Here is a 22,943-nt window from a genome sequence, read left to right on the forward strand (position 1 = left end):
AGGATAGTATTATCGACTACCCGGATTGACAATATAACGATAAATCTATATATTCAAATTTATTGTGACTACTAAAATATGTTCCTAATATAGTAGTTTAATTAAAAAAATCATCTTGAAGGAGTAACAACATGCAACAGAAAATACCGTTTTCCACTTATGCATTGATCGGTACAATGCTATTCGGTCTTTATTTTGGGGCAGGAAATTTAATTTTTCCGATCCAATTAGGACAACTTGCAGGTACGAACTTTTGGCCAGCATTGATTGGCTTTTTAGTCACAGCCATTGGTCTTCCCTTTTTAGGCATCTTAGCAATTGGCCTATCTGGCAGTACAGGTCTTCGTGATTTAGCTAGTCGCGTGCATCCACTTTTTGGTGTCGTATTCGCGATGGCCCTTTACTTAACGATTGGACCATTTTTTGCGATTCCACGTACGGCAACTGTACCATTTGTTGTTGGCTTTGAACCGTATATCAATCCAGACTCAGCAAGCTTATGGCTCGGATTGTTTAGCCTTGTATTTTTTGCCATTGTTTATTATTTCTCTTTAAACCCAGCAAAGATTATGGACTACGTTGGAAAATATTTAACCCCTGCCTTTTTATTATTTTTATTTATTTTAATTGTTACTGCGATTTTGAAGCCGATGGGTAACTTTGGTGAACCAACTGGTGATTATAAAAACTTAGCCTTTATGACAGGCTTTAAAGAAGGCTATAACACGATGGATGCCCTTGCCTCCCTTGCTTTCGGAATTGTTGTCATCAACACGATTAAAAGCCAAGGCATCACTCAAACAAAAGCGATTGCCAAAGCTACTTGGCAATCTGGTGTGTTTGCGATGGGACTTATGACACTCATTTATGGTCTTATTACGTATATGGGTGCATCGAGTATAACCGCAGTTGGAACATTTACGAATGGCGGGGAGATCTTTGCTGCCGTTTCTCAGCATTACTTCGGATCATTCGGTAACATTTTATTAGCCATTATTATTGTTCTCGCTTGCTTAAAAACAAGTATTGGACTTATTACGGCATGTAGTGAATTTTTCCATAATGTTTTTCCTAAAGTGAGCTATCGTTGGTTTGTACTTATCCTTTGTATCGTTTCTTTTGCCATTGCGAATTTCGGTTTGAACAATATCATTTTGTTTGCGATTCCGGTATTAATGTTCTTATATCCATTAGCAATTGTTCTAATTTTATTGGCTTTATTTTCACCATTATTCAAAGGGAAACAAAGCGTATTCGCTGCATCGATGCTACTCACATTCTTTGTCAGTATCATTGATGGGTATAGCACATTAGCGGCTTATTTACCTGGAGCGACTGTAGGATTACTCGATTCGATTAAAACTTTTTATTTAGAATTTTTACCACTCTATGAAATTGGCCTTGGATGGATGCTGCCAGCTTTTATTGGCGTGATTATCGGCTTGTTATGGCCGAGTAAAATGAAATAAAGAACAATAGAAAAGGAGGAAGTCCAACGACTTCCTCCTTTTCTAACCTTAATCGTATTTTTCCGTATAAAAACGTTTCTAAAAGGTCATAAAAATTTACTTCTTTTCCTCCAGCTCCACTGGAATATTCACATCATCTAGATTAATATGCCCCCATCCTCCTGTATGTTTATCAACAACTTGAATAAACAGTTTTCTACCCATAAACTCTGAAGCGTCCCATCTAACTCTTCTGTAGGCTTCGCCGTTATGGCCAGTTGCTTTCCTTAAGATTTCTTTTGTTTCCGCATCGACCAGGGCTACGTATAGTAATTGCTCATCTGCTCCGCCTGAAGTTAAGAAGTCAATTTGACCATCTCCTCCGAGGACAAAGTCTGCAGATTTCAACACACCCGTTGCCGCATCTCCCCCATGATCAGGATGAAAACCCCATAAATGATATTTATTTGGGTCAGTGGAAGTAGTTGCCTGACCGAAAGGACCACCCCATCCCCAATCATTCTTATTGGTTACATGGTCATTTGTGAAAGTATTTCCTTCTACAATCGTCCATCCGGTTAAATCTCCTGTTTGAAAGTCATGATTTATTAATTCTTTATGTGGAATTTCCTCTTTAGGGGTATCATCCCCATAATACGCTGGTACGACTGTGTCACTATAGGCAGATCCCATCTCATATACTTTCATTGAGACAATATTTGCCTTTCCGTTCTTACTCCAAAGTTCAAGTCCTAATGCATCCGCTTTTGTTGGGTATGCTCTTGTGGTAATGCTTTTTTGCCCATTCGCATACGCTTCAATCATCGATCGGTCTAGGAAAATATGAAGCTTCACATTTTCTCCTTGTGTGGAAAGAGTTCCAGAATTGCTAGTTTTCGAGGCATCAGGGTCTACACTCATTTTCGTAGCGTCTACTCCAAATTGCTCGTTTGTCTCGTCAAAATAGAGGTTTACTTCTTCTGATGAATCTCCTGATTGACGAACTTTAATACCATATTTCTCATCCGATTTTGCTTTAATTTCAAGGATGATTTCTAACATATCTCCTTTTACTTTCTCAAGCTTCTTATTTGCCTTTGATAGACTCGAATTTCTAATATTAATCAGTTGTTTGCCTCGGAGAGTTTCTAACTCTTTAATCGGCTTAACACCAAGCTCTCCATTCTTTAATAGAGACAATTCTAATGGTAAACCAGCGTTATGTGCCCAACCCGCATCATAATGCTCCTGGTCCGTTCTTCGGTCTTGAGCAATACTAAATAGAATCGAACGTCCTTTATCATCAATCATTCCACTAGGTCCAGTAAAATGTACACCGTAATCAAATAGTTTCGGCTCCTCATGGTCTGGGATAAATTGATTCTTTTCTTTATCCCATGAGCCCACCCAATGGAACACGTATTTTACGTTATGTTCACTATAGCTCTTAAACCAAGGATTGATAAAAAATGCATACTTTTGTTCTCCGTTTGCATCCTTCCCAATAGGTAAAAACACTGGTAATTCCCAAACATCACCTGTTTTTGGATAGGCTTTGGAATTCCCTGTAAAGAATGGACCAACATACTCCCAATTTTCCAGGTCTTTTGAAGTGTATAGGAGTGCGGAACCTCCTACATTTTCTATACCCGAACCAACAATTTGATACCAAGTATCACCATCTTGCCAGACAAATGGATCACGGAACTGACCATACATTACCTTCCCTTCCTCTGCTGGAAGATCAGGTGCTTGAACCGTAACAGGATGTTCTAACATATCCCACATCTTCAGCATTGGATCTTTGACATCCATTGGTTTCGCCAAACCTGTCATTTGGTTCGGTGTCTTGCTGTCATCTCCCGCTGTAAAAAATAACACCGGCTCTCCATTTTGATCAAAGCTTGCAGAGCCAGACCATACTCCGTCTGGTGACACACCTGATGGAGCTAACGCAACCGGAGCATCTTCCCAATGAACCATATCGTCACTTACCGCGTGACCCCAATGGATTTGATGCCAGTAAGGTCCTTGTGGATTATGCTGATAGAAGAGATGATATTTTCCGTTATAATAAAACGGAGCATGCGGTTCATTCATCCAGTGACCTGGTGAGAGAAAATGATATTGTGGGCGATATCGATCCCCATCATATACACTGCGGTCAAAAGATAAATCTGGAAGAGGTAACTGTCCATTTTCATGACTTGTAATCACTTGTTGATAGTGGCTTTTAATCTCCTCTTCAGATAATGCTTTATTGTAGATTTTCAGATCATCAATCATCCCGTTAAACATATTTGCTGTAAACGAGCTTAATACGGCGGCTGAATTATGCTTTCCAATTAAAAGATTATTCTCGGTCGCTGTAATCGTGGCATTTCTAGGAGTATCTACTTCCCCAACCAGGTCACCATTTAAAAACAACCTCATCTTTTTTTCATCCTGGTCAAAAGTGGCTACAATATAGGACCACTGATCTTTTTCAAGCGGTTTGTCTTCTTTTGCCCACACTTCTTTCCATTCGCCATTCATCCCGGCTTGGAATGACCATTTTCCATGTCGACCCATTCCTAAAATATAGCCTTCGCCTCGAGCTTTATTGTGCTGATTAACAATCGCTGACAGCTGACCAAGATCTCCCCATTCATACGATCGTGGTGCTACCCATGCTTCTATTGTCAATGCAGCACTTGGCTGTGCTGCCTTTTTAATAGGTTGATTGATATAAGTTGAATAGCCATCAAATAGAAGTGCCTGACCCACGACCCCTTTTCTCCAAAGAGGATCGGTAGAAGGCTTATACTTTGCTTCATTAAATACATATTCTACCTTTAGCTGTTCGTTTTTGACTGATTCAAGAGCGGTATGGCCCTTTTGTTCATCAAAATTCCAATGACTTAACATCCCGCGACCTTTCACTTGAAAATCATCCACATTCAGATGTCCAAACCCTCCTGTATGTTGATCGACCACTCTGATATATACTTTTTCACCTACATATTCTGAAGCCTTCCAGGTAACACGTTTATATGCCTCTGATTCAGGTCCTGTTGCTTTGAACAACTCTTTTCCATCGGAAGCACGAACTAAGGCAACATATAAATCGTACTTTTTCTCCCCATCCATCTCATCTCCCCCTCCTACTAGGAAAGAGACGTCACCATTTCCTGATAGTTCAAAGGTATTAGAAGTGAGGCTTCCTGTTCTTTGATCCGCTTCATTGGGATCCGCGCCGTTAAAGCCCCATAGATGATACTTCCCTTGATGCTCAAACGGAATTTGGGTATCCCAATAAGTGGCTTGGTCAGTTACCGTACCATTGAATGCATTTCCTTCTGTTGTCCATCCAGTTAAATCTCCTGTTTCAAAGCCAGGATTAATGAGATCATCTTGCTTTCCTACGTCTTCGTTAAAAACATGAAAATCATCCACATTGATATGACCAAAACCACCAGAATGATAATCTACTACTTTTATAAAGAGTGCTTCTCCCAAGTACTCGGAAGCATCCCATGTGACTCGCCGGTATTTTTCTGTATTTGCTCCTGTCGCCTTCATCAGCTCTTTACCGGTTGAAGCATTTACTAGTGCTACATACAGAGTATTTAGGTCTTGGCCACCACCTACTAAAAAGTCGATAACCCCATTTCCTTCCAACACAAAATTGCTAGACTTCATTACACCGGTTCGTAAATCAGATTTATCATCACTCTTCGCTCCGAGGAATCCCCATGAATGATAGGTACCTTCATGCTCAAATGGCCCACCCCAAAAGCTTGTTGCATTGGAAACAGGAGCTCTAAATGAGGAACCAGTTGTCGTCCAACCAGTTAGATCACCAGTTTCAAAATTAGGATTTTCAATTGTATTCGGAAGGTTTTCAACATCCACATCTTCTAGGAATTTCGTAAATGTCGCTTCTTTTAAAGGAAAGAAAGATAAGGAACGTAATGTAACCTCTCCGTCTTTTGCATATAATTCAATTTTTTTGCTTGTTTCACTCGGGAAGATTTGATTCGTAAACACGGAAGTTCCTTCTTCTGCAAACACCTCAACTGAAGAACGATCAACCAATAGTTTTACATGTAAGATTCCATCATTTACTGTTAGGTTCGTATGCTGAATGGAAGGAAAATCCTTATGAAAATCGGTCTTTCCTGATTTTGTCCGGTCCACTGATAATTTTCCATCTGCCACTTGATAGGAAATGGTAGTCGCTTCATTTTCTCCTTTACGAATTTGAAATCCAAACTCAGATGCTGATGTTTCATTCAGGTTAAACTCAGCTTCAATCTCAAACATGTCAGCGGTTACATTTTCTAATACATTATTAGTTGAAAATTTTTGATTTGTGATTTTCACTTCATTTGCTGAATCTCGTAAACTAGTTAATTCCTTGACTGGTTGCTGCTTTAATCTAACACCCTCATTTGTTTCCACTAATGAAAGCTCACGTGGAACGGTGGTGGCACCTCTCCAGGTGGAAGTTGGGATTTGCCCTGCGTATTGAGCAGGATTATTCATCCAGCCTAACCAGATTCGTCGTCCGTCTTCTGGCTGGTTATCAGTGTTACTCCATGTAACTGCTGCGTAAAAATCGGCCCCGTAATCCGCCCAATTGAATGGTTTGGAGTTGTCATCGGGAGTAAATGTTGTTCCATTAAAATCCCCTACATAATAGTGCATCCCTGTTCCACCTGTTGGTGCTGGATTTATACTTACCGTTAGCACCCATTTCGAACCTGTTTGGTTTCCATTCGAATCATATAGGGGCAACTCAAACAAATCTGGACATTCCCAAAGACCAAGTGCTGCTGCTTTAGGATCAGAAAATTCGCTTACCTTTTTCCAGTCTAATAGATTAGTTGATGAGTAAAAATCGATGCGCTTTCCACTAGTGATGACAAACATCCATTGCTTCGTTTGTTCATGCCAAAATACCTTTGGATCTCGGAACACACCTGATCCTCCATTACTTGCTTTTAACTCATTCGGCATAGAAATAATTGGATTCTGTTCAAGAGTGGACCATGTTCTTCCGCTATCTACACTATAAGTAACACTCACATGTTGATTATCTCCGCCAAGTTCACTCGTATATAGAGCAACCATGGGTGGATTTTCTTTTGTTCCTAAACCAGATGTATTTTCATAATCAACCACCGCACTTCCCGACCATGCAAACCCATTTTCATCCGGATACACCGATATCGGATAGTGCTCCCAGTTTACGAGATCTTTACTAATTGCATGACCCCAATACATCGGCCCCCATACTTTATCAGTAGGATTATGTTGATAAAACAAATGATACTCCCCGTTGTAATACACCATACCATTAGGGTCGTTCATCCAATTTTTCTCTGGAGTAAAATGATACCCCGGCCTGTAGATTTCATCGTTCGCTATTGGAAGAGAAACAGCGCGAACAAGTACGGAAAATGGGTTAAACGATTGAAACATAAGGACTAAAATTAAAAGCAACGAGAAAACCTTTTTCCTCTTTAGTATTCGATTCATGACATCACCTTTTTAGAAAAGTATTTTCATTTTCTGTCCATCCGTGGTGTCCTCAACTGGTTGCAAGAAAAAGGGGAGAGAAGCAGCATTGCTTGCTTTAATCCCCCGATTTCTTAAACTATCGCCAAGTAGATTTTAATGTATAAAACTCTAGCGATTGTAAAGTTACGTCTCCCTCTTTTACATACAGTTCTATTTCCTTATGCTCTTCGCTTGGAAAAATTAAATCGGTAATAACCACTTGTCCTTGATTCCCAAACACCTCTACTGACGACTGATCTACAAAAATGTGTAATGTAATTTTGTTGTTTTCAGGTATAAGCTCACTTTCATGTTTTCCAGCGAAAGATTGATGAAAAGTGACCTCTCCTGAAAGGCTTCGATCCACAAAAACCCTTTGATTTTTCACATCGTATCCGACAATCGTTTCTTCATTTGCTCCCTTACATACCTTGAATCCAAATTCTGTTGCCGTTGTCAGTTCAAAATCTGCAATAATTTCAAATGTATTGCTTTTTACATTTTCTAAGAGATTTGCCCCTGGCTTTACCTCTTCCCTTTGAAAAGATTGATGTTCCACCCGTAAACATTTCAATTCCTGAACAGGTTTCTGAACCAGTCGAATTCCTTCATCTGTTGACTGTAATTCTACTACTCTTGGAAGTGTCATCGCGCTGCGCCATTCCTTAGTTGGAGTGACATTTGCATAACGCCAATTGCTCATCCAGCCAATATATATTCTTCTACCATCTTTGTTGGGAACATCTGACCAGCTAACACCCGCATAGTTATCACGGCCATGGTCAATCCACAAGACCGTTTCTGGGGAGTTACCATTCACAAAGGTCTTTCCATCAAACTCCCCTGTAAAATATTGTGTTCGAGAACCTTCTGGTAAGCTGGGATCATCACCAATACTAACGAATAACACCCACTTTTTCTGATGTGGATCTTTATCAACAGGCAATTCAAAAAGATCAGGACACTCCCAAACTCCCTGGTGAGAGCCCTCTGCTTCTCCAAATTCACTAGCAAACTCCCAAGATGTTAAATTTCTAGAAGTATATATTCGAATCGATTGTCCAGATGCAACGACCATAACCCATCGGTTCGTTTCATGATGCCAGAATACCTTCGGATCTCGGAAATCGGTAATATGTTCTTCCTGAAGGACAGGATTGCCCACATACATTTTCCATGTTCGACCATGATCCTTACTATAGGCAAGACTCTGCCTTTGTCTCGCACGGTTCGTTTCTGGGTATGTGTCCGCGTGAGTAAATATCGCGACTAATCCTGATTTCCCCTCAAAAAATCCAGTAGAATCATTCCAGTCAACAATTGCACTACCCGAAAAAATCATCCCATGCTCATCCGGAACCAGACCAATCGGCAGATGTTCCCAATACACGAGATCTTTACTTACTGCATGCCCCCAATGCATTGGTCCCCATGTCGTTCCGTGTGGATGGTATTGATAAAACAAATGATACTCTCCTTCATAAAACACCATGCCATTCGGATCGTTCATCCAATTCTTCTCGGGTGAGAAGTGATATTGTGGACGATATTTCTCTTTATAATACTGTTGCTTTTCTAAGACGTTATTCATAGTATTGACCTGCCTCTCATTCGAAATCTTTCCGTTCAATCTTTTGGTATGAATTGAAAAGCCAGACGAAAACACTGTCTGGCTTTATGGGCTTATTGCTTGTTATAACGATCCAGACCCTTCTGGTACACTTCCATTAATTGATCAAGTCCCATATCTTTTAATTGCTGTACATAGTCATCCCATTCTTTCTCAATGCCACCATCAACTAACCACTGAGCCTCTTTTTGTTTTACAAATGTTTTAATTTCTGGCTCAATAGTGTTTATGACTTCAAGCTCCTCTGGACTAAAGAAGATAGACGGGTAATTCTCTGATACCATATGTGGTCTATAATACTCATCAAGAATTTCTAATCTTTCCTTCGCTCTTGGCTCCATATCTACCACACTACCGAAGTGTTCCTTTAAAACGACAAATGGACCACCTGGTGCCACTTTCTGACGCAGCTCACCCATCGCTACTCCCTCTGGAAGCTCTTTATTGACTAACATTCCATTTGCATCTTCTTCATATATCTCGCCAATCGGACCCCAGTTGATTTGTGCAGACATTTTCGGTTCATACAATTCATCAACCCAACGCATCGTCACTTCAGGATTCTTATTGGCAGATGTAATAACAAATGCATCCCTTCCATACTCAGAATAGTTGGATCGGCCAATTACAATATTCCCGTCTTTCCCTTTTAGTGGTGGTAACACAACATAATCATCTACTCGATCCGTTCCCACTACTTCCGTACTCTCCCACCAAATGAATGACCCTAGAGTTGGATCTTCTGTTTTTCCTTTAGCAAATATTTGTTCAGTCTTTTGCGTCACTACCTCAGAATCAATTAATCCTTCTTTGACCCACCCATTATAGTAATTGATCGCCTCTTTAAATTCCGGCTGAACAGCAGCATATATCACTTTTCCATTTCTTACGACACGATGGTCCGCTTCAAAAGGTGAATCTGGTAATCCAAATAAACCAATCAAGTCTCCTTCATTCCCACACCAGCCGTTATACCAGAAAGTTAAACCAATTTCGTCTTGCTTTCCGTTTCCATTTGGATCCTTTTCCTTAAAAGCTTTTAACACATCATGGTATTCTTCAAGAGTAGTAGGCATTTCGAGGCCTAATTTATCTAGCCATACTTTATTTATAAACATTATATTTGGCATACCAATTAAATCCATTTCTTCTGCACGAGGCAATGAATAAATATGACCATCGGGTGCAGTAACCACTTTCTTCAAATCTGGTCTTTGTTCAAACAGCTTCTTTAAATTTGGTGCATATTTATCTATTAAATCCTCTAATGGGATAATCGTACCGTTCTGACCATATTGTACAAGGTCATGATCACTAAATCCTGATGAATAGAACGCATCTGGCAGATCACCACTTGCCAGCATTAAATTTTTCTTTTCCTGATATCCATCCCCAGGAATATTATTCCATTTAATTTTTACGTTTGTTGCTTCTTGAAGTCGATCAAAAATGACCATTTCGGAATAGTCAGGTGCTAATGCTGCCTTTGATGAAACGATGTTTAGCGTTACTTGTTTGTCAACAATAGGTAAACCTGTTTTGTTAAAGGCAACTTTTTCTGCACTTTCAGAGCTAGCTGAATCATTGTTTGTGCAGCCCGTCAACGCAAGTGTCGCTGTTAGTCCTAATACTAAAATTGTTGACGCTTTACTCTTCTTCATTCTTTTTCTCATTGATTTAAGCATTTCTTTTCCCCCTCATTTTTGATCATTTTTTTGTATTAACCTTTAATTCCGCCAATCATTACACCCTTTACAAAATACTTTTGAACAAAAGGATAAACGATTAGTAACGGAACAGAAGCAACAATTATGACACCATACTTGATTAACTCAGAAACTCTTTGCTTCGCAGCTAATGACTCTAGGTCGCTTATCATCATGGTAGAAGCCTCATTTTGAATTAATATATTTCGTAAAATGAGCTGCAGTGGATATAAGTTTTCATTATTCAAGTAGATGAGTGCATCAAAGTATGAGTTCCAGTGTCCGACCGCGTAAAATAACACCATGACAGCAACAATCGGTTTGGACAATGGTAAGACTATTTTCCAAAAAAACTTCGCGTCGGAACATCCATCCATTTTGGCAGCCTCTAAAAGTTCATTGGGTATGGAACTCTCGAAATATGTTTTTGCTACAATCACATTCCACACAGCTACTGCCTTTGGTAAAATAAGTGCCCACATGGTGTTCAACAGTCCTAAATTTTTTACAACTAAATACGTTGGAATTAATCCACCTGAGAAAAACATCGTCATTAGGAACAAAAACATGATCACATTTCTTCCATATAAATCCTTTCTTGATAAAGCGTAAGCAGCCATTAATGTGAACGATACATTTACAATCGTTCCAACCACTGTATAGATGAGAGAGTTTTTATACCCCAACCAAATCTTGCTATCTCTGAAAATTCGTTCGTATCCTTCAAAAGTGATTTCCTTTGGCAGCAACCACACCTTACCTTCGTAAATCATATTAGGGTCACTAAAGGAAGCAATAACGATAAAGTACAAAGGATACATAACCAATATCACAATGAGCGCAACTAGGAACACGTTAATGGTATCAAACACTCGATCTTCCTTCGATCTTCTAGTAAACTTTTTATTCTTTAATGTTAGTAAACTCATCTTTGGCACCCCCTACCATAATCCTGTACCTGATAATCTCTTTGCGAACTTGTTTACAGCCACTAGTAAAATCAAATTAATCACTGCATTAAATAAACCAACCGCGGCAGCAAAGCTATATTGAGCTTGCTGTAAACCCATTTTGTATACATAGGTAGGAATGATCTCTGCGGACGGCTGATTCATCGGTGTCTGTAATAAGTAAGCCTTTTCAAAACCGATGTTCATAATGCTTCCCACTGACAAGATTAATAAAATAACTGCAGTAGGCATGATAGCTGGTATATCCACATGGAAGATTCGCTGCCACTTATTTGCACCATCCATAATCGCTGCTTCATGTAACTCAGGACTTACCCCTGCTAGAGCTGCTAGATAGATAATGGCAGCCCAGCCTGTCTCCTGCCATACTCCCGATGCAATATATAATGGTTTAAACCATTCAGGTTTTGCCATGAATGAAATAGGATCTCCACCAAACATAAGGATCAAATTATTGATCAATCCGTTGTTGGAAAAGAACACATAAATCATACCGGCTAAAACAACAACAGAAATAAAATGCGGTGCATAAACGACTGTTTGGACAAACCGTTTCGATTTCTCACTTCTCATTTGGTTTAGCATAAGAGCGAGAAAAATCGGAAGTGGAAAACCAACGACTAGTTGCGTAACACTCAGTCCAAGAGTATTTTTTATCAACGACCAAAATTGATAGGAATCAAAAAACCTCTCAAAATGTTTAAATCCAACCCAAGGACTTCCCATAATCCCTTTTGTAGCAACAAAATCTTTAAATGCAATCAACACTCCATACATTGGTACATAATGGAAAACAATAAAATAGATTAATGCGGGTAGTAGAAATAAATAAAGCTGATAATTTGTTAAGATTTTTTTGAGCTTTAATCCTTTTTTCACTGTGGTAGTTGAGTTGATTACTGGATCTGCCTTTCTAGCTATTTCCATGCTATCCCCCACTTACATGTGTATTTTTGAAATGAATCTTTTCGTTGAAACGTTTCCAATCTATTTTAAATTTTTTTATGCGTCTCATAATTATTTTTGAAACGTTTCATTTAGTGGTAAAAGTAATCCCCAACCCCTCAGCTTCATAGGGGGTTGAGCACAACTATTACTCTACTTTTTTGAAACGTTTCATTCTAAAGGCTAAAAAAACTTACGTTGTTTCTCCTTTTCTATACATAACCGGAACTCGATAAATATCTTGGTCTAACGTTTCTCCTTCAATTTTTCTTAACAGGAGCTCAACAGACATCCTTGCCATTTCTTCGACTGGTTGCCGTATGGTTGATAAAAATGGACGGAACAGCTTATTATCTTGAATGCCGTCATAACCGATCACTTTTACATCCTTAGGAGTAATAATTCCCTTTTGTTTTGCTTTATCAATATACTTAGCTGCAAGCAGATCGGTATTTGCAAAAATACCATTTACATCTTGGTGTTCTTTTTTGCTAAAGAAATCATCAAAGAAGGTATCATCATCATAAACAGCATCGTGCTCTTCGTAAGTCACGAATTCAATTCCTTGTGCCTCCGCTTCGTCCATAAATCCTTTCTTGCGAAGCAAAACCTCACTATATACAGAACTAGTAATTCCAAGATAGGCAACCTTGGTTACTCCCGCCTTTACAAGCTCCTTTACAGCCATTTGACCACCGGTATAGTTATCTGAAGTGACACATGTAATCTTTTTCCCGAAATGTCGGTCCAAGCTGATAATAGGAATATCCGTACTCACACTATCTTCAATCTCATTGTAGGTAATCCCGATAATGCCAGCTACTTTATTTTGATTCAGCATATCAAGATAGTAGATTTCTTTATCCGGTCTCCCCCCGCTATTACAAAGCATTAACTTATATCCCTCTTTATCAAGTGCATCTTCAATGTAATAAGCAAACTCTGAAAAAAACGGATGCCATATACTTGGGAGCAATAACGCCACCATCGTTGATTTTTGCATCTTGAAATTTCGTGCTACTTCATTTGGTATGTAATTTAATTTTTTAATAGCTGCATTCACTTTTTCCCTTGTTTCAGGCTTTACAGTGGGATTCTTATTAATGACACGTGAAACCGTGCCAACCCCAACTCCTGCTAAGTCTGCAACATCTTTTATACTTGGCACTAATAATACCCCCAAAACAATTAAAGCGTTTTCATGAATTCATCATAACATCATAATTGAAACGTTTCAATTGTTTTTTTAAAAGAATTTTCAAAATAAAAAAGAGAGAGGATACCTTCACTAAAGGTATCCTCTCCAAACTCACAAACTAAACCTCTGCAATCTCTTATAAAATGTACTTCTTGGAATATCAAGCAATTTAGCTGCTGCTGTAACATTGCCCTTTGTTTTTTTCAATGCATCAAGCATAAGATCTCGTTGAATTTTTTCACGTGGTTTTAAAGGTTTAACGAGTTCATTTTCTTCCGTTGGCAGAATGTCCAATGACTTTGTTGGCAATACCTCATTGATCAGACCAACAAGCGAACCATGCCATTGTGGAAGCATAATTGATACTCTCTCTAACACATTGGTAAGCTCTCTAATATTCCCTGGCCATTCATACTCTATTAATCTGTCTACTACATCCTCCAAATTATCAATGTTCCAGTTGCTTTGTTGGCAAATATACCTTGCAAGATGTGGAATATCCTCTTTCCTATCTCTTAAAGCAGGTGCTTCAATAGGGTATACATGCAAACGATAAAAAAGGTCTTCCCTAAAATCCCCTTCACCGACTAATTGTCTTAAATCCCTATGGGTCGCTGTTATCACACGTACATCTAACGGTACTTCCTTCGTGCTACCAATTGGAGTTACTTTTCTCTCTTGGAGCACTCGTAATAGAGCGACTTGCATCGTTTGTGGAATCTCACCAATTTCATCGAGGAAGATTGTCCCTTTATTTGCTTGTTCAAACTTTCCTTTATATCCCTGTTTTCTGGCACCTGTAAAAGCACCTTCTACGTAGCCAAAAAGCTCGCTTTCCATTAAATCTTTTGGAATTGCCCCACAATTTAAGGAAATAAACGGACCATTCTTACGAGGACTATTATCATGGATTGCCCTTGCAATTAGCTCTTTTCCTGTACCTGTTTCTCCTGTAATAAAAACGGATGTATCGGATGGAGCAACAAGTTTTACCTTCTGTAACGTATTTTGAAAAACCTGACTCACTCCCGCTTCCCCTTGAAATGAAAAGGAATTAGTTGAATGAGGCACAAAAATACGACTCTGTTCTGTAGCTATTTTTGATAGAAAAAAGCAGGTCCCATGTCTGCTATTGTCTTCCTTTAAGAAAAATGGCATTTCTAAATCAATGTTGTACTTGTTATGAAGGAATTCAAATACGTTCATACCGATCACTCGGGGATTTTTTTCTAGGATGGATTTACTGGCAGATAGAATCATGTTGTTATAATTACAGACGATAAAGAGGTGATTTTTATATGTTTCTGCAAGAACAGTTGCATGTTGGATCAGTTTCAGTTCTCTTTTATAAGACCTACTAGCGATTTCCTTTTCTATAGCATAAGAAATAGAGGTTACCATTCCAATCATAAAGGGGTGCGACGACTCCACTGGGCAAGAAACATCAATGACTCCTAGTAAGCTTCCATCCTCATGAATGATAGGAGTAGCTGAACAGCTCCATTGATGGGAGGCAACCGAATAGTGTTCAGGCCCATGAATAATTACTGGTTCTTTCGCTTGTAACGCTGTTCCAATTGCGTTCGTGCCGACTTCCGTTTCTGTCCACTGTACTCCTTCAACAAAATTTATTCTTCGCGCATTCATTAACGTTCTATCGTTCCCTGATAAAGAAAGGACGTATCCATCAGGGTCAACCAATAAGCCCATCATTCCTGACTCTTTTATCGGTTGATCCATTTTCTTTAAAAAAGGTGTAGCTAATTCGATTAGAAGGGCATTTTCGGCCTTTTTTCCATCTAATTCTTGTTGTGTGAGTACATGGTGGGCTTTATTTAGATAAGGATTCACTTTTTCTGTTTTGCATCGGTACCACGACTCTAAAATTCTTTGATTTAACCTTGCTGAATCGAGTACACCTTCCTTTACAAAACGCTTCCAAGTATCAAAATAAAAGGTAGTATCCATGAAACCTCCTCTATCCATGATAAATATTTCCACGTTTTTACCTATGAAGGGATAACTGTCCAATTATCATTATAGTAAAGGTTGTATCCGCTTTCAATAAGTAATCAGTCGTATCTAGAATATCCAAAAAATAAAGCCTTTGCGATTTAACGCAAAGGCTTAGTAATTACTTAAAAGGATCTACTAAAATCTTTATTTGATTTTTGCTACTCGTTAAAGCTTCAAACCCTTCAGCGACAATTTGATTTAGGGGTATCTTTTTAGAGATCTCTTTTCTGTTATACCAGAGAGCAGTTCTCATTACCATTCCTCCTATTATTTAAACATGTACCGCATGACCAATGGCATTTAACACGGCTTCATGGACCGCCTCTGAAAGCGTGGGATGGGGAGCAATAAAGTTTTCTAATAAATCCGTTGTCATTTCGGCGTGAAGCATAACCGCCGCCTGACCAATGAGTTCTGTCGCATGCACTCCTACAATAGATACTCCAATGATTTCACCGAACTCTGGTTCGATTAATATTTTTACTTTTCCAAGCTGCTTACCTGAAATGAGTGCCTTTCCATTCGCAGCAAATGGAAACACACCTACTCGGATATCCCCGTATTGTTCTCTTGCTTGCTTTTCCGTTAACCCTACACTAGCGATTTCAGGTGAAGTATAAATACAGCGAGGCACAGCGCGATAATTGACTTTGGCCTCCTCTCCGCAAGCTTGTAATGCTGCCACAGTTCCTTCGTGGAAAGCTACATGTGCCAATTGAATCCCACCAATGACATCCCCACAGGCATAGATGTTTGAAATATTCGTTTCCATGCACTCATTCACGAATATTCCTTTATTGGCAAAATCAAGCCCGATATGTTCCAGGCCTAAATTTTGTACTCTCGGTTTTCGACCAATTGAAACAAGAACAAGGTCTGCATATAACTCTTTAGACCCTTTTTCGTTTTCAAAGATCACTTTCTTATTTTCTTTTTGTAATTCCTTAACGGCTGTTGATGTATGAACAGTGACCCCATCATCTTCAAGCTGCTTATGTAAGATGGCCGCCACCTCTTCATCCTCACCCGGCAATAGCTGGCAAGACATCTCAATTATAGTCACCTTCGTACCCAATCTACTGTACACACTAGCAAACTCACAGCCTATCACCCCTCCACCAATAATCACCATCGATTCAGGAGCCTCCTGTATCAACATGGCGTGACCACTGTGAAGGATCCACTTACCATCAAAAGGAGCAAAAGGCAAAGCAACTGGTTCCGAGCCTGTTGCAACGATGATTTTGTCGGCAGAAACTTCTTGTTGTATCCCTTCCGATTCTACCCGAACCACTTGGCTGGTAAGAAAGGTAGCTTTTCCATTGATCACTTTCACTTTGTTTTTTCGCATTAAATAATGAATCCCCTGAACAAGAGTGGAAACAATTTGGTTTTTCCGTTGCTGAATACTTTGCCAATCAACCTCTATTTTACCTACCGGGAGCCTTATGCCAAACTCACCTGCATGCTTAACCTGACTAAATACCTCTGCGCTTTCGAGAAGAGACTTCGTTGGCATGCATCCTTCATTTAAACAAGTTCCCCCTAAGGGACCTTGGTCAATAAGAGTTACTTCATTTCCCTGCTGGGCAGCCGTAATCGCAGCTACATAACCAGCAGGTCCTCCTCCAATAATCATAATCCTTGTCAAAAGAACCCCCTTCTTTCTAAAACAGCATAGTAATAGGATTTTCTAAAAGCTTTTTCACCGTTTGTAAAAAGGCAGCAGCCGGAGCTCCATCGAGTACACGGTGATCAAACGTTAAGCTAAGTGGTAAGATACTTCTTTTCTCGATAGTTTCGCCAACAAATACAGGGGTATCATACACAGCACCAACACCAAGGATCCCTGCTTCCGGTGGATTCAATACAGGAGTAAAATGGTCGACTCCATAAGCACCTAGATTACTAATCGTAAACGTGGAACCCTGCATTTCATCTTGACTAAGCTGCCCTTCCCTAGCCTTCTTCGCTAGTGCTTTAATACTTTTAGATAGGTCAATAAGAGTTGATTGATCAGCATTTCGGATTACAGGAACGACTAATCCTCTTTCAAGGGCCACAGCCATACCAAGATGTACCTGCTTATATAAATGGATCTTGTTTTCAATATAAGCACTATTCATTTGCTCATGCTGTTTTAACGAAAGAACTACAGCTCTTGCGATAAAATCGGTAACGGTAAGCTTATTGTCATATTGAGATTGAACCGTTTCCATTGTTTGCTTTTGCAAGGCAATTAATTTTGATACATCCACTTTCATGTTAATGGTCAGCTGAGCAGATTTTTGGAGACTTTCATACATTCTTTCTGCAATCACTTTTCGAATACCGGTAACAGGAATTTGTTGACTTTCTTCTACCTTTTCAACTGAAATCTGTTCAGGTTTAGTTACCTTGTTAACTTGTGTTGACCGTGCCTGTTTTAATGCTTCTTGTACATCTTCCTTCGTAATTCTGCCTCCTGGCCCTGTTCCTTGCATACTTTCAATGTCCAATCCCCCAGCCTCAGCCATTTTTCTAGCAACTGGAGATATTTTTATACGATCGCGAGCTGTTCGCGCTAATTTTTTAGGCTCCGTTTGTTCCAGTTGCACAGAAGAAGAAGAAGCTACATTTTCACCTTCTGTTTCTTGTAATTTCGTGTTAGATGCTATATTTTCTCCTGGACTTCCGATATAACAGATAACTGTACCAGGAGGAACTCCTTCGCCTTCAGGAACCGCAATTTGTAAAACGGTTCCTTCTGCTGGAGACTCAACATCAATCTCGATTTTTTCGGAGCTTACACTAGCAATCGGTTCACCTTTTCCGACCGTATCACCAACTGTTTTGTTCCATACGGAAACAGTTCCTTCTTTCATTGCCATCCCCAGTTTGGGCATTACGACTTCTACCGCCATGTTTTTCTCTCCTTCCAGCTCTCTATCTATACTTCGATTGGTGTACCTAATAATTCAGACACCACTTTGACCACACGTTCTGGCTTCGGTAAATAAATGTCCTCTAATGGAGGCGAGAATGGTACTGGAGTATGCGGTGCAGTGATCCGTTTAATTGGTGCATCAAGAGTATCAAAACCTTTATCTGCAACAAGCGCTGCGATATCTGTCGCAATACTACATCTTGGATTTGCTTCATCAATCACAATAAGTCGATTCGTTTTTGCTACCGATGAAAGAATCGTTTCTTCGTCCAACGGTGATAAGCTACGAGGGTCTACGACTTCTACTTCAATTCCTTTTGCTGCAAGTGTGAATGCAGCTTCTAATGCAGTATGCACCTGCTTACCGATTGCAACGATCGTCACGTCTGAACCTTCGCGCTTGATATCTGCTTTTCCTAATGGAATCGTATAATATCCTTCTGGAACATCACCTGTCATGTTATAAAGTGTTTTATCCTCAAAAAAGATGACCGGGTCATTATCTTCAATGGAAGCGAGTAATAATCCCTTCGCTTCGTATGGTGTGGATGGAACAACGACTTTTACTCCAGGAATTGCAGTAAATAGAGCATATAAGCTTTGCGAGTGTTGGGCTGCTGCTCTAAAACCAGCTCCATGCATTGTCCGAATCGTTACAGGAACTTGTGCTTTTCCACCGAACATGTAGCGGAATTTGGCACCCTGATTTAACACTTCGTCCAAGCAGCTACCGATGAAGTCATTAAACATGAGCTCCGCGATTGGCCTGAGTCCTGTAGAAGCGGCAGCCATAGCAGCACCCATATATCCTGCTTCAGAAATAGGTGTATCTAAAATTCGATCACGACCAAATTCCTGTACAAGTCCTTTTGTTACTCCTAGTACACCGCCCCATGCATCTTCATCTTGTAGGTGATCAACTTGCGCGCCTCCAGCGACGTCCTCCCCCATTAAAATGACATTTTCGTCCTTTCTCATCGCTAGTTTCATAGCCTCATTGATTGCGGCTGACATACTCAATTTTCTTGTCATGAAAAATTCCTCCTTTTATGTGGATCAAATTAATTAATAAGAAACATACACATCGGTTAATAACTCAGACGCGTTCGGATATGGACTTTCTTCACTAAATTTCACTGCTTGTTTAACTGCTTCCTCAACCGATTCTTCTAACTCAACTAATTCCTTTTCCGCTAAAATCTGTTTGCTAGCAATATGATTTCTAAAGAGTAAGATTGCGTCTTTTTCAGTCTTATGCTCTAGCTTTTCTTGTTCTGTCTTGTATTTTTGAGCATCCCCTTCGAAGTGCCCGTAATTCCGATACGTGACGCACTCAATAAGAGTAGGACCTTCTCCACGTCTTGCTCTTTGAACTGCTTCTTCAGCCGCTTGGTAAACAGCAAGAACATCCTTCCCATCCACTTTAATACCAGGAATGTTATATGCACTCGCACGATCAACAATCGACTTACAGCTGGACGCGTAGGTAAAAGGAGTCGCTTCTGCATAACCATTATTTTCAGCAACAAACACAACAGGAAGTTTCCATATTGCTGCTAGATTAATACCTTCATGGAAAGTCCCATGATTTTGAGCACCATCTCCAAAGAAGCAAACGCTTACATTTTGAGTCTTTTTATACTTAGCCGTGAGAGCTGACCCACAAGCGAGCGGAAATCCTCCACCAACAATTCCATTGGCACCAAGCATCCCTTTATCAAGGTCCGCAATATGCATAGAACCGCCCTTACCTCTACATAATCCTGTCACCTTTCCATAGATTTCAGCCATCATACTATTTAAATCGCAACCTTTAGCAATACAATGTCCATGCCCACGATGAGTACTTGTAATGCTATCTTTATCATTTAAATGGGCACATACCCCAACAGCTACTGCTTCTTCTCCTGCATATAAGTGAACAAAACCTGGCAAGATCCCTTGTGCAAATAACTCATGAACCCTGTCCTCAAAATTACGAATCTCTAACATCTTTTGATACATCCACTTTGCCTTTTCCTTAGTTAAAGCCACATCTTTGGTTTCTAATGCTCTCATTTATTTCAACCTCCTAAGAAAAATTCATTACATCCATTTTTAATGCAAAAACTGTGCCAACATGAAAAGCTAATACTTTAGGGGTTTCAAAATGAAACTAGTGATAAAAAAAGAGACAAAATGAGACAGATGTCTCAATTTGTCTCTTTAATTCTTTTTCAAAACAAAAAAATCGCACGATGAGGCGTACGATTCTCAACTTATTTTTCTAAAAGAACACAGGTTACTCATTATTCTTAGGTCTAGACTAATGAATTTGAAAAGAATGACTAAGATTTTTAAGTGTATACAGTCTGGCAGTCAATACAAACAAATCATGGTAGTTATGTTGGACATATTCATCAATAGTGATGAGCCCTTTTTGAAAACTATCAACTAAATAGTAGGTGTACTTTCCATCCCACTCAAACTGGTTGATTCTTTGAAGTTCATCCGCAATAATTTTAAATTTATATTCGTTAATAAATAGTTTTACCTGATATAATTTATCTGATTCGACCATGAAGCTGTCTTTATGTTTTTCAACATACCCCATAAAACCCTTTATATTTTCAGCGAGTAGAAGTGCTTTTTGCATCTCATGGATCATACCCTTCATCTCCTTAATAATACTATTAAGAAAAGTGTATGACTCAAGATGTTCCTGTATCACTAATAATGCAGATTATTATTCTATCAGGAATACTTATATAATTTTCTGAACATTTAATCATTTATTATTAACACTATACAGATAAATTAAACAAAAATTCGAATATTTCAATATAATAATTTGTTTCACAATTTATAATATTCATGTTAAACTAACAGGTATTAACGCAGCAAAGCAAACTAGCTTTGTTCTTTGTCTTCATCATAATATTATAAAAAATCGGAGGGTCAAATGAAAAATCTATTTCTTAAGTGGAACGAAGTGAGCCTTGTCAAACGTATCCTCGTAGGCATGATTATCGGAATCATCTTTGCTTTAGCCATTCCAGATGCGACAAAATGGGTCTCTATTTTCGGTTCATTATTCGTAGGTGCACTAAAGGCTGTTGCCCCAGTGTTAGTTCTATTCCTAGTTATGCATGCCATCTCTAAGCACAGAAGTGGTCAACAAACCAATATGAAATCTATTATTGGGTTATATGCTGCAAGTACATTTTTAGCAGGACTTGTTGCGGTTGTGGCAAGCTTTATCTTCCCGGTTAGCTTAACTCTTTCATCAGGAGTAGAAGATATCGCTCCTCCTAGTGGCATTGTAGAAGTACTTCAAACTTTGCTATTTAAAATTGTCGACAATCCAGTAAATGCTTTAATTAGTGCCAACTATATTGGTATTCTTACATGGGCTATCCTTCTTGGTATTGCCCTACGCAGTGCCAATGACTCAACAAAAAGCTTGTTAGAAAGCTTTTCAAATGCGATTTCTCAACTTGTAAAATGGGTGATCAATTTAGCTCCGATTGGTATTATGGGACTTGTGTATGATGCCATTGTAGCAAACGGATTATCTGCTTTACTAGACTATGGAAAATTACTTCTTGTTCTTGTTGGTTGTATGTTCTTTGTGGCTCTAGTGGTAAATCCAATCATCGTTTTTGTAAATATACGTACAAATCCTTATCCATTAGTATTTAAATGCTTAAAAGAAAGTGGAATTACTGCCTTCTTTACTCGTAGCTCAGCGGCAAATATTCCAGTTAACATGACATTATGTGAAAAACTAAATTTAGATAAGGACACGTATTCTGTCTCTATCCCTCTAGGGGCAACCATCAATATGGCTGGTGCAGCAATTACGATTTCTGTCCTTACTCTTGCAGCAGTTCACACACTAGGTATCCAAGTAGACATGGGTACTGCCCTTATCCTTAGTGTCTTAGCAGCTGTTTCTGCTGCAGGTGCCTCAGGTGTTGCTGGTGGTTCACTCCTGCTTATTCCTTTAGCTTGTAGTTTATTTGGAATTTCTAATGATGTGGCCATGCAAGTAGTTGCAGTTGGTTTCATTATCGGTGTGGTACAGGACTCATGTGAAACGGCTCTTAACTCATCATCTGATGTTCTTTATACAGCAGCTGCTGAATACGCAAAGAAGCGTAAAGAAGGTAAAGTTGTTAAGATTACTGCGTAATTAAATGATACTAACCCCCATTCAACTGAGTGAATGGGGGTTGTTTTTTAACTGATTTGCCTTAGCTTTATGATATTCCCATTTTATTATTAGCTCTCTTTTCAGCTCATCATCCAAACAACTTTCCACTAACAAAAAATGATAGTTCATTCGAAAATTGTGCCAACTATACAGTATCTTAGATATTAACGTCATATGTACCGCTCCTATCCTAGATTAACGTGTTGGACTTTACCCACATCTTAGGAATATTAAACACGACAAGCATTACTTTGAAATAAATTTAATAATCCCAAAAATCCCTATCCATATTGGAAGACTAATCACTAAAGCCCACGTAAATCCTTTAGCAAAATTCCCTTCATGTTCTTCCATTGTAATCACA

At 39.2% G+C, this 22,943-nt stretch carries 14 protein-coding genes and 1 pseudogene; 2 read left to right on the top strand and 13 right to left on the bottom strand.

Annotated features, from left to right (window positions below):
* The first annotated feature begins 131 nt into the window (after positions 1-131).
* Positions 132-1,469, top strand: coding sequence for a branched-chain amino acid transport system II carrier protein (brnQ, locus tag M3175_RS04860; protein WP_251515496.1), 1,338 nt, complete (start codon positions 132-134; stop codon positions 1,467-1,469).
* Between the two features lie 96 nt (positions 1,470-1,565).
* Here the strand turns inward: brnQ and M3175_RS04865 are convergent, their stop codons facing one another.
* From M3175_RS04865 to M3175_RS04925, 13 genes and pseudogenes are all read right to left on the bottom strand, one after another.
* Positions 1,566-6,914 (bottom strand): GH32 C-terminal domain-containing protein, encoded by a 5,349-nt coding sequence (locus M3175_RS04865; RefSeq protein ID WP_251515498.1) that lies wholly within the window; start codon positions 6,912-6,914, stop codon positions 1,566-1,568.
* A gap of 175 nt (positions 6,915-7,089) precedes the next feature.
* Complete coding sequence (locus M3175_RS04870; protein WP_251515500.1) at positions 7,090-8,583, bottom strand: glycoside hydrolase family 32 protein; 1,494 nt, start codon at positions 8,581-8,583, stop codon at positions 7,090-7,092.
* Between the two features lie 92 nt (positions 8,584-8,675).
* Complete coding sequence (locus M3175_RS04875; RefSeq protein ID WP_251516254.1) at positions 8,676-10,283, bottom strand: ABC transporter substrate-binding protein; 1,608 nt, start codon at positions 10,281-10,283, stop codon at positions 8,676-8,678.
* Positions 10,284-10,342: 59 nt separating this feature from the next.
* A complete protein-coding gene (locus M3175_RS04880; protein WP_251515501.1) occupies positions 10,343-11,257 on the bottom strand; it encodes a carbohydrate ABC transporter permease in 915 nt (304 codons plus the stop codon).
* Positions 11,258-11,269: 12 nt separating this feature from the next.
* Positions 11,270-12,226, bottom strand: coding sequence for an ABC transporter permease (locus M3175_RS04885; protein WP_251515503.1), 957 nt, complete (start codon positions 12,224-12,226; stop codon positions 11,270-11,272).
* A gap of 211 nt (positions 12,227-12,437) precedes the next feature.
* Positions 12,438-13,412 (bottom strand): LacI family DNA-binding transcriptional regulator, encoded by a 975-nt coding sequence (locus M3175_RS04890; protein ID WP_251515505.1) that lies wholly within the window; start codon positions 13,410-13,412, stop codon positions 12,438-12,440.
* A gap of 141 nt (positions 13,413-13,553) precedes the next feature.
* On the bottom strand, positions 13,554-15,410 hold the full coding sequence (locus M3175_RS04895) for a sigma-54-dependent Fis family transcriptional regulator (RefSeq protein ID WP_251515507.1): 1,857 nt from the start codon (positions 15,408-15,410) through the stop codon (positions 13,554-13,556).
* 166 nt (positions 15,411-15,576) lie between these two features.
* Positions 15,577-15,684 (bottom strand): annotated as a pseudogene (locus M3175_RS04900) (butanediol dehydrogenase); the annotation flags it as partial.
* Between the two features lie 45 nt (positions 15,685-15,729).
* A complete protein-coding gene (lpdA, locus tag M3175_RS04905) occupies positions 15,730-17,109 on the bottom strand; it encodes a dihydrolipoyl dehydrogenase (RefSeq protein WP_251515509.1) in 1,380 nt (459 codons plus the stop codon).
* A gap of 16 nt (positions 17,110-17,125) precedes the next feature.
* Positions 17,126-18,361, bottom strand: a complete 1,236-nt coding sequence (locus tag M3175_RS04910) for a dihydrolipoamide acetyltransferase family protein (protein WP_251515511.1) — start codon at positions 18,359-18,361, stop codon at positions 17,126-17,128.
* A 26-nt stretch (positions 18,362-18,387) separates the two neighbouring features.
* Complete coding sequence (locus M3175_RS04915; protein WP_251515513.1) at positions 18,388-19,416, bottom strand: alpha-ketoacid dehydrogenase subunit beta; 1,029 nt, start codon at positions 19,414-19,416, stop codon at positions 18,388-18,390.
* A 33-nt stretch (positions 19,417-19,449) separates the two neighbouring features.
* Complete coding sequence (locus M3175_RS04920) at positions 19,450-20,442, bottom strand: thiamine pyrophosphate-dependent dehydrogenase E1 component subunit alpha (RefSeq protein WP_251515514.1); 993 nt, start codon at positions 20,440-20,442, stop codon at positions 19,450-19,452.
* 247 nt (positions 20,443-20,689) lie between these two features.
* The gene (locus M3175_RS04925) at positions 20,690-21,031 is read right to left on the bottom strand and encodes a hypothetical protein (RefSeq protein WP_251515516.1); all 342 of its coding nucleotides are present in this window, start codon (positions 21,029-21,031) and stop codon (positions 20,690-20,692) included.
* A gap of 294 nt (positions 21,032-21,325) precedes the next feature.
* Between M3175_RS04925 and sstT the strand changes: the two genes are divergently transcribed.
* Positions 21,326-22,558, top strand: coding sequence for a serine/threonine transporter SstT (sstT, locus tag M3175_RS04930; RefSeq protein WP_251515517.1), 1,233 nt, complete (start codon positions 21,326-21,328; stop codon positions 22,556-22,558).
* The last annotated feature ends 385 nt before the right edge of the window (positions 22,559-22,943 follow it).

Source organism: Robertmurraya korlensis (assembly GCF_023715225.1).
Lineage (GTDB): Bacteria > Bacillota > Bacilli > Bacillales > Cytobacillaceae > Robertmurraya_A.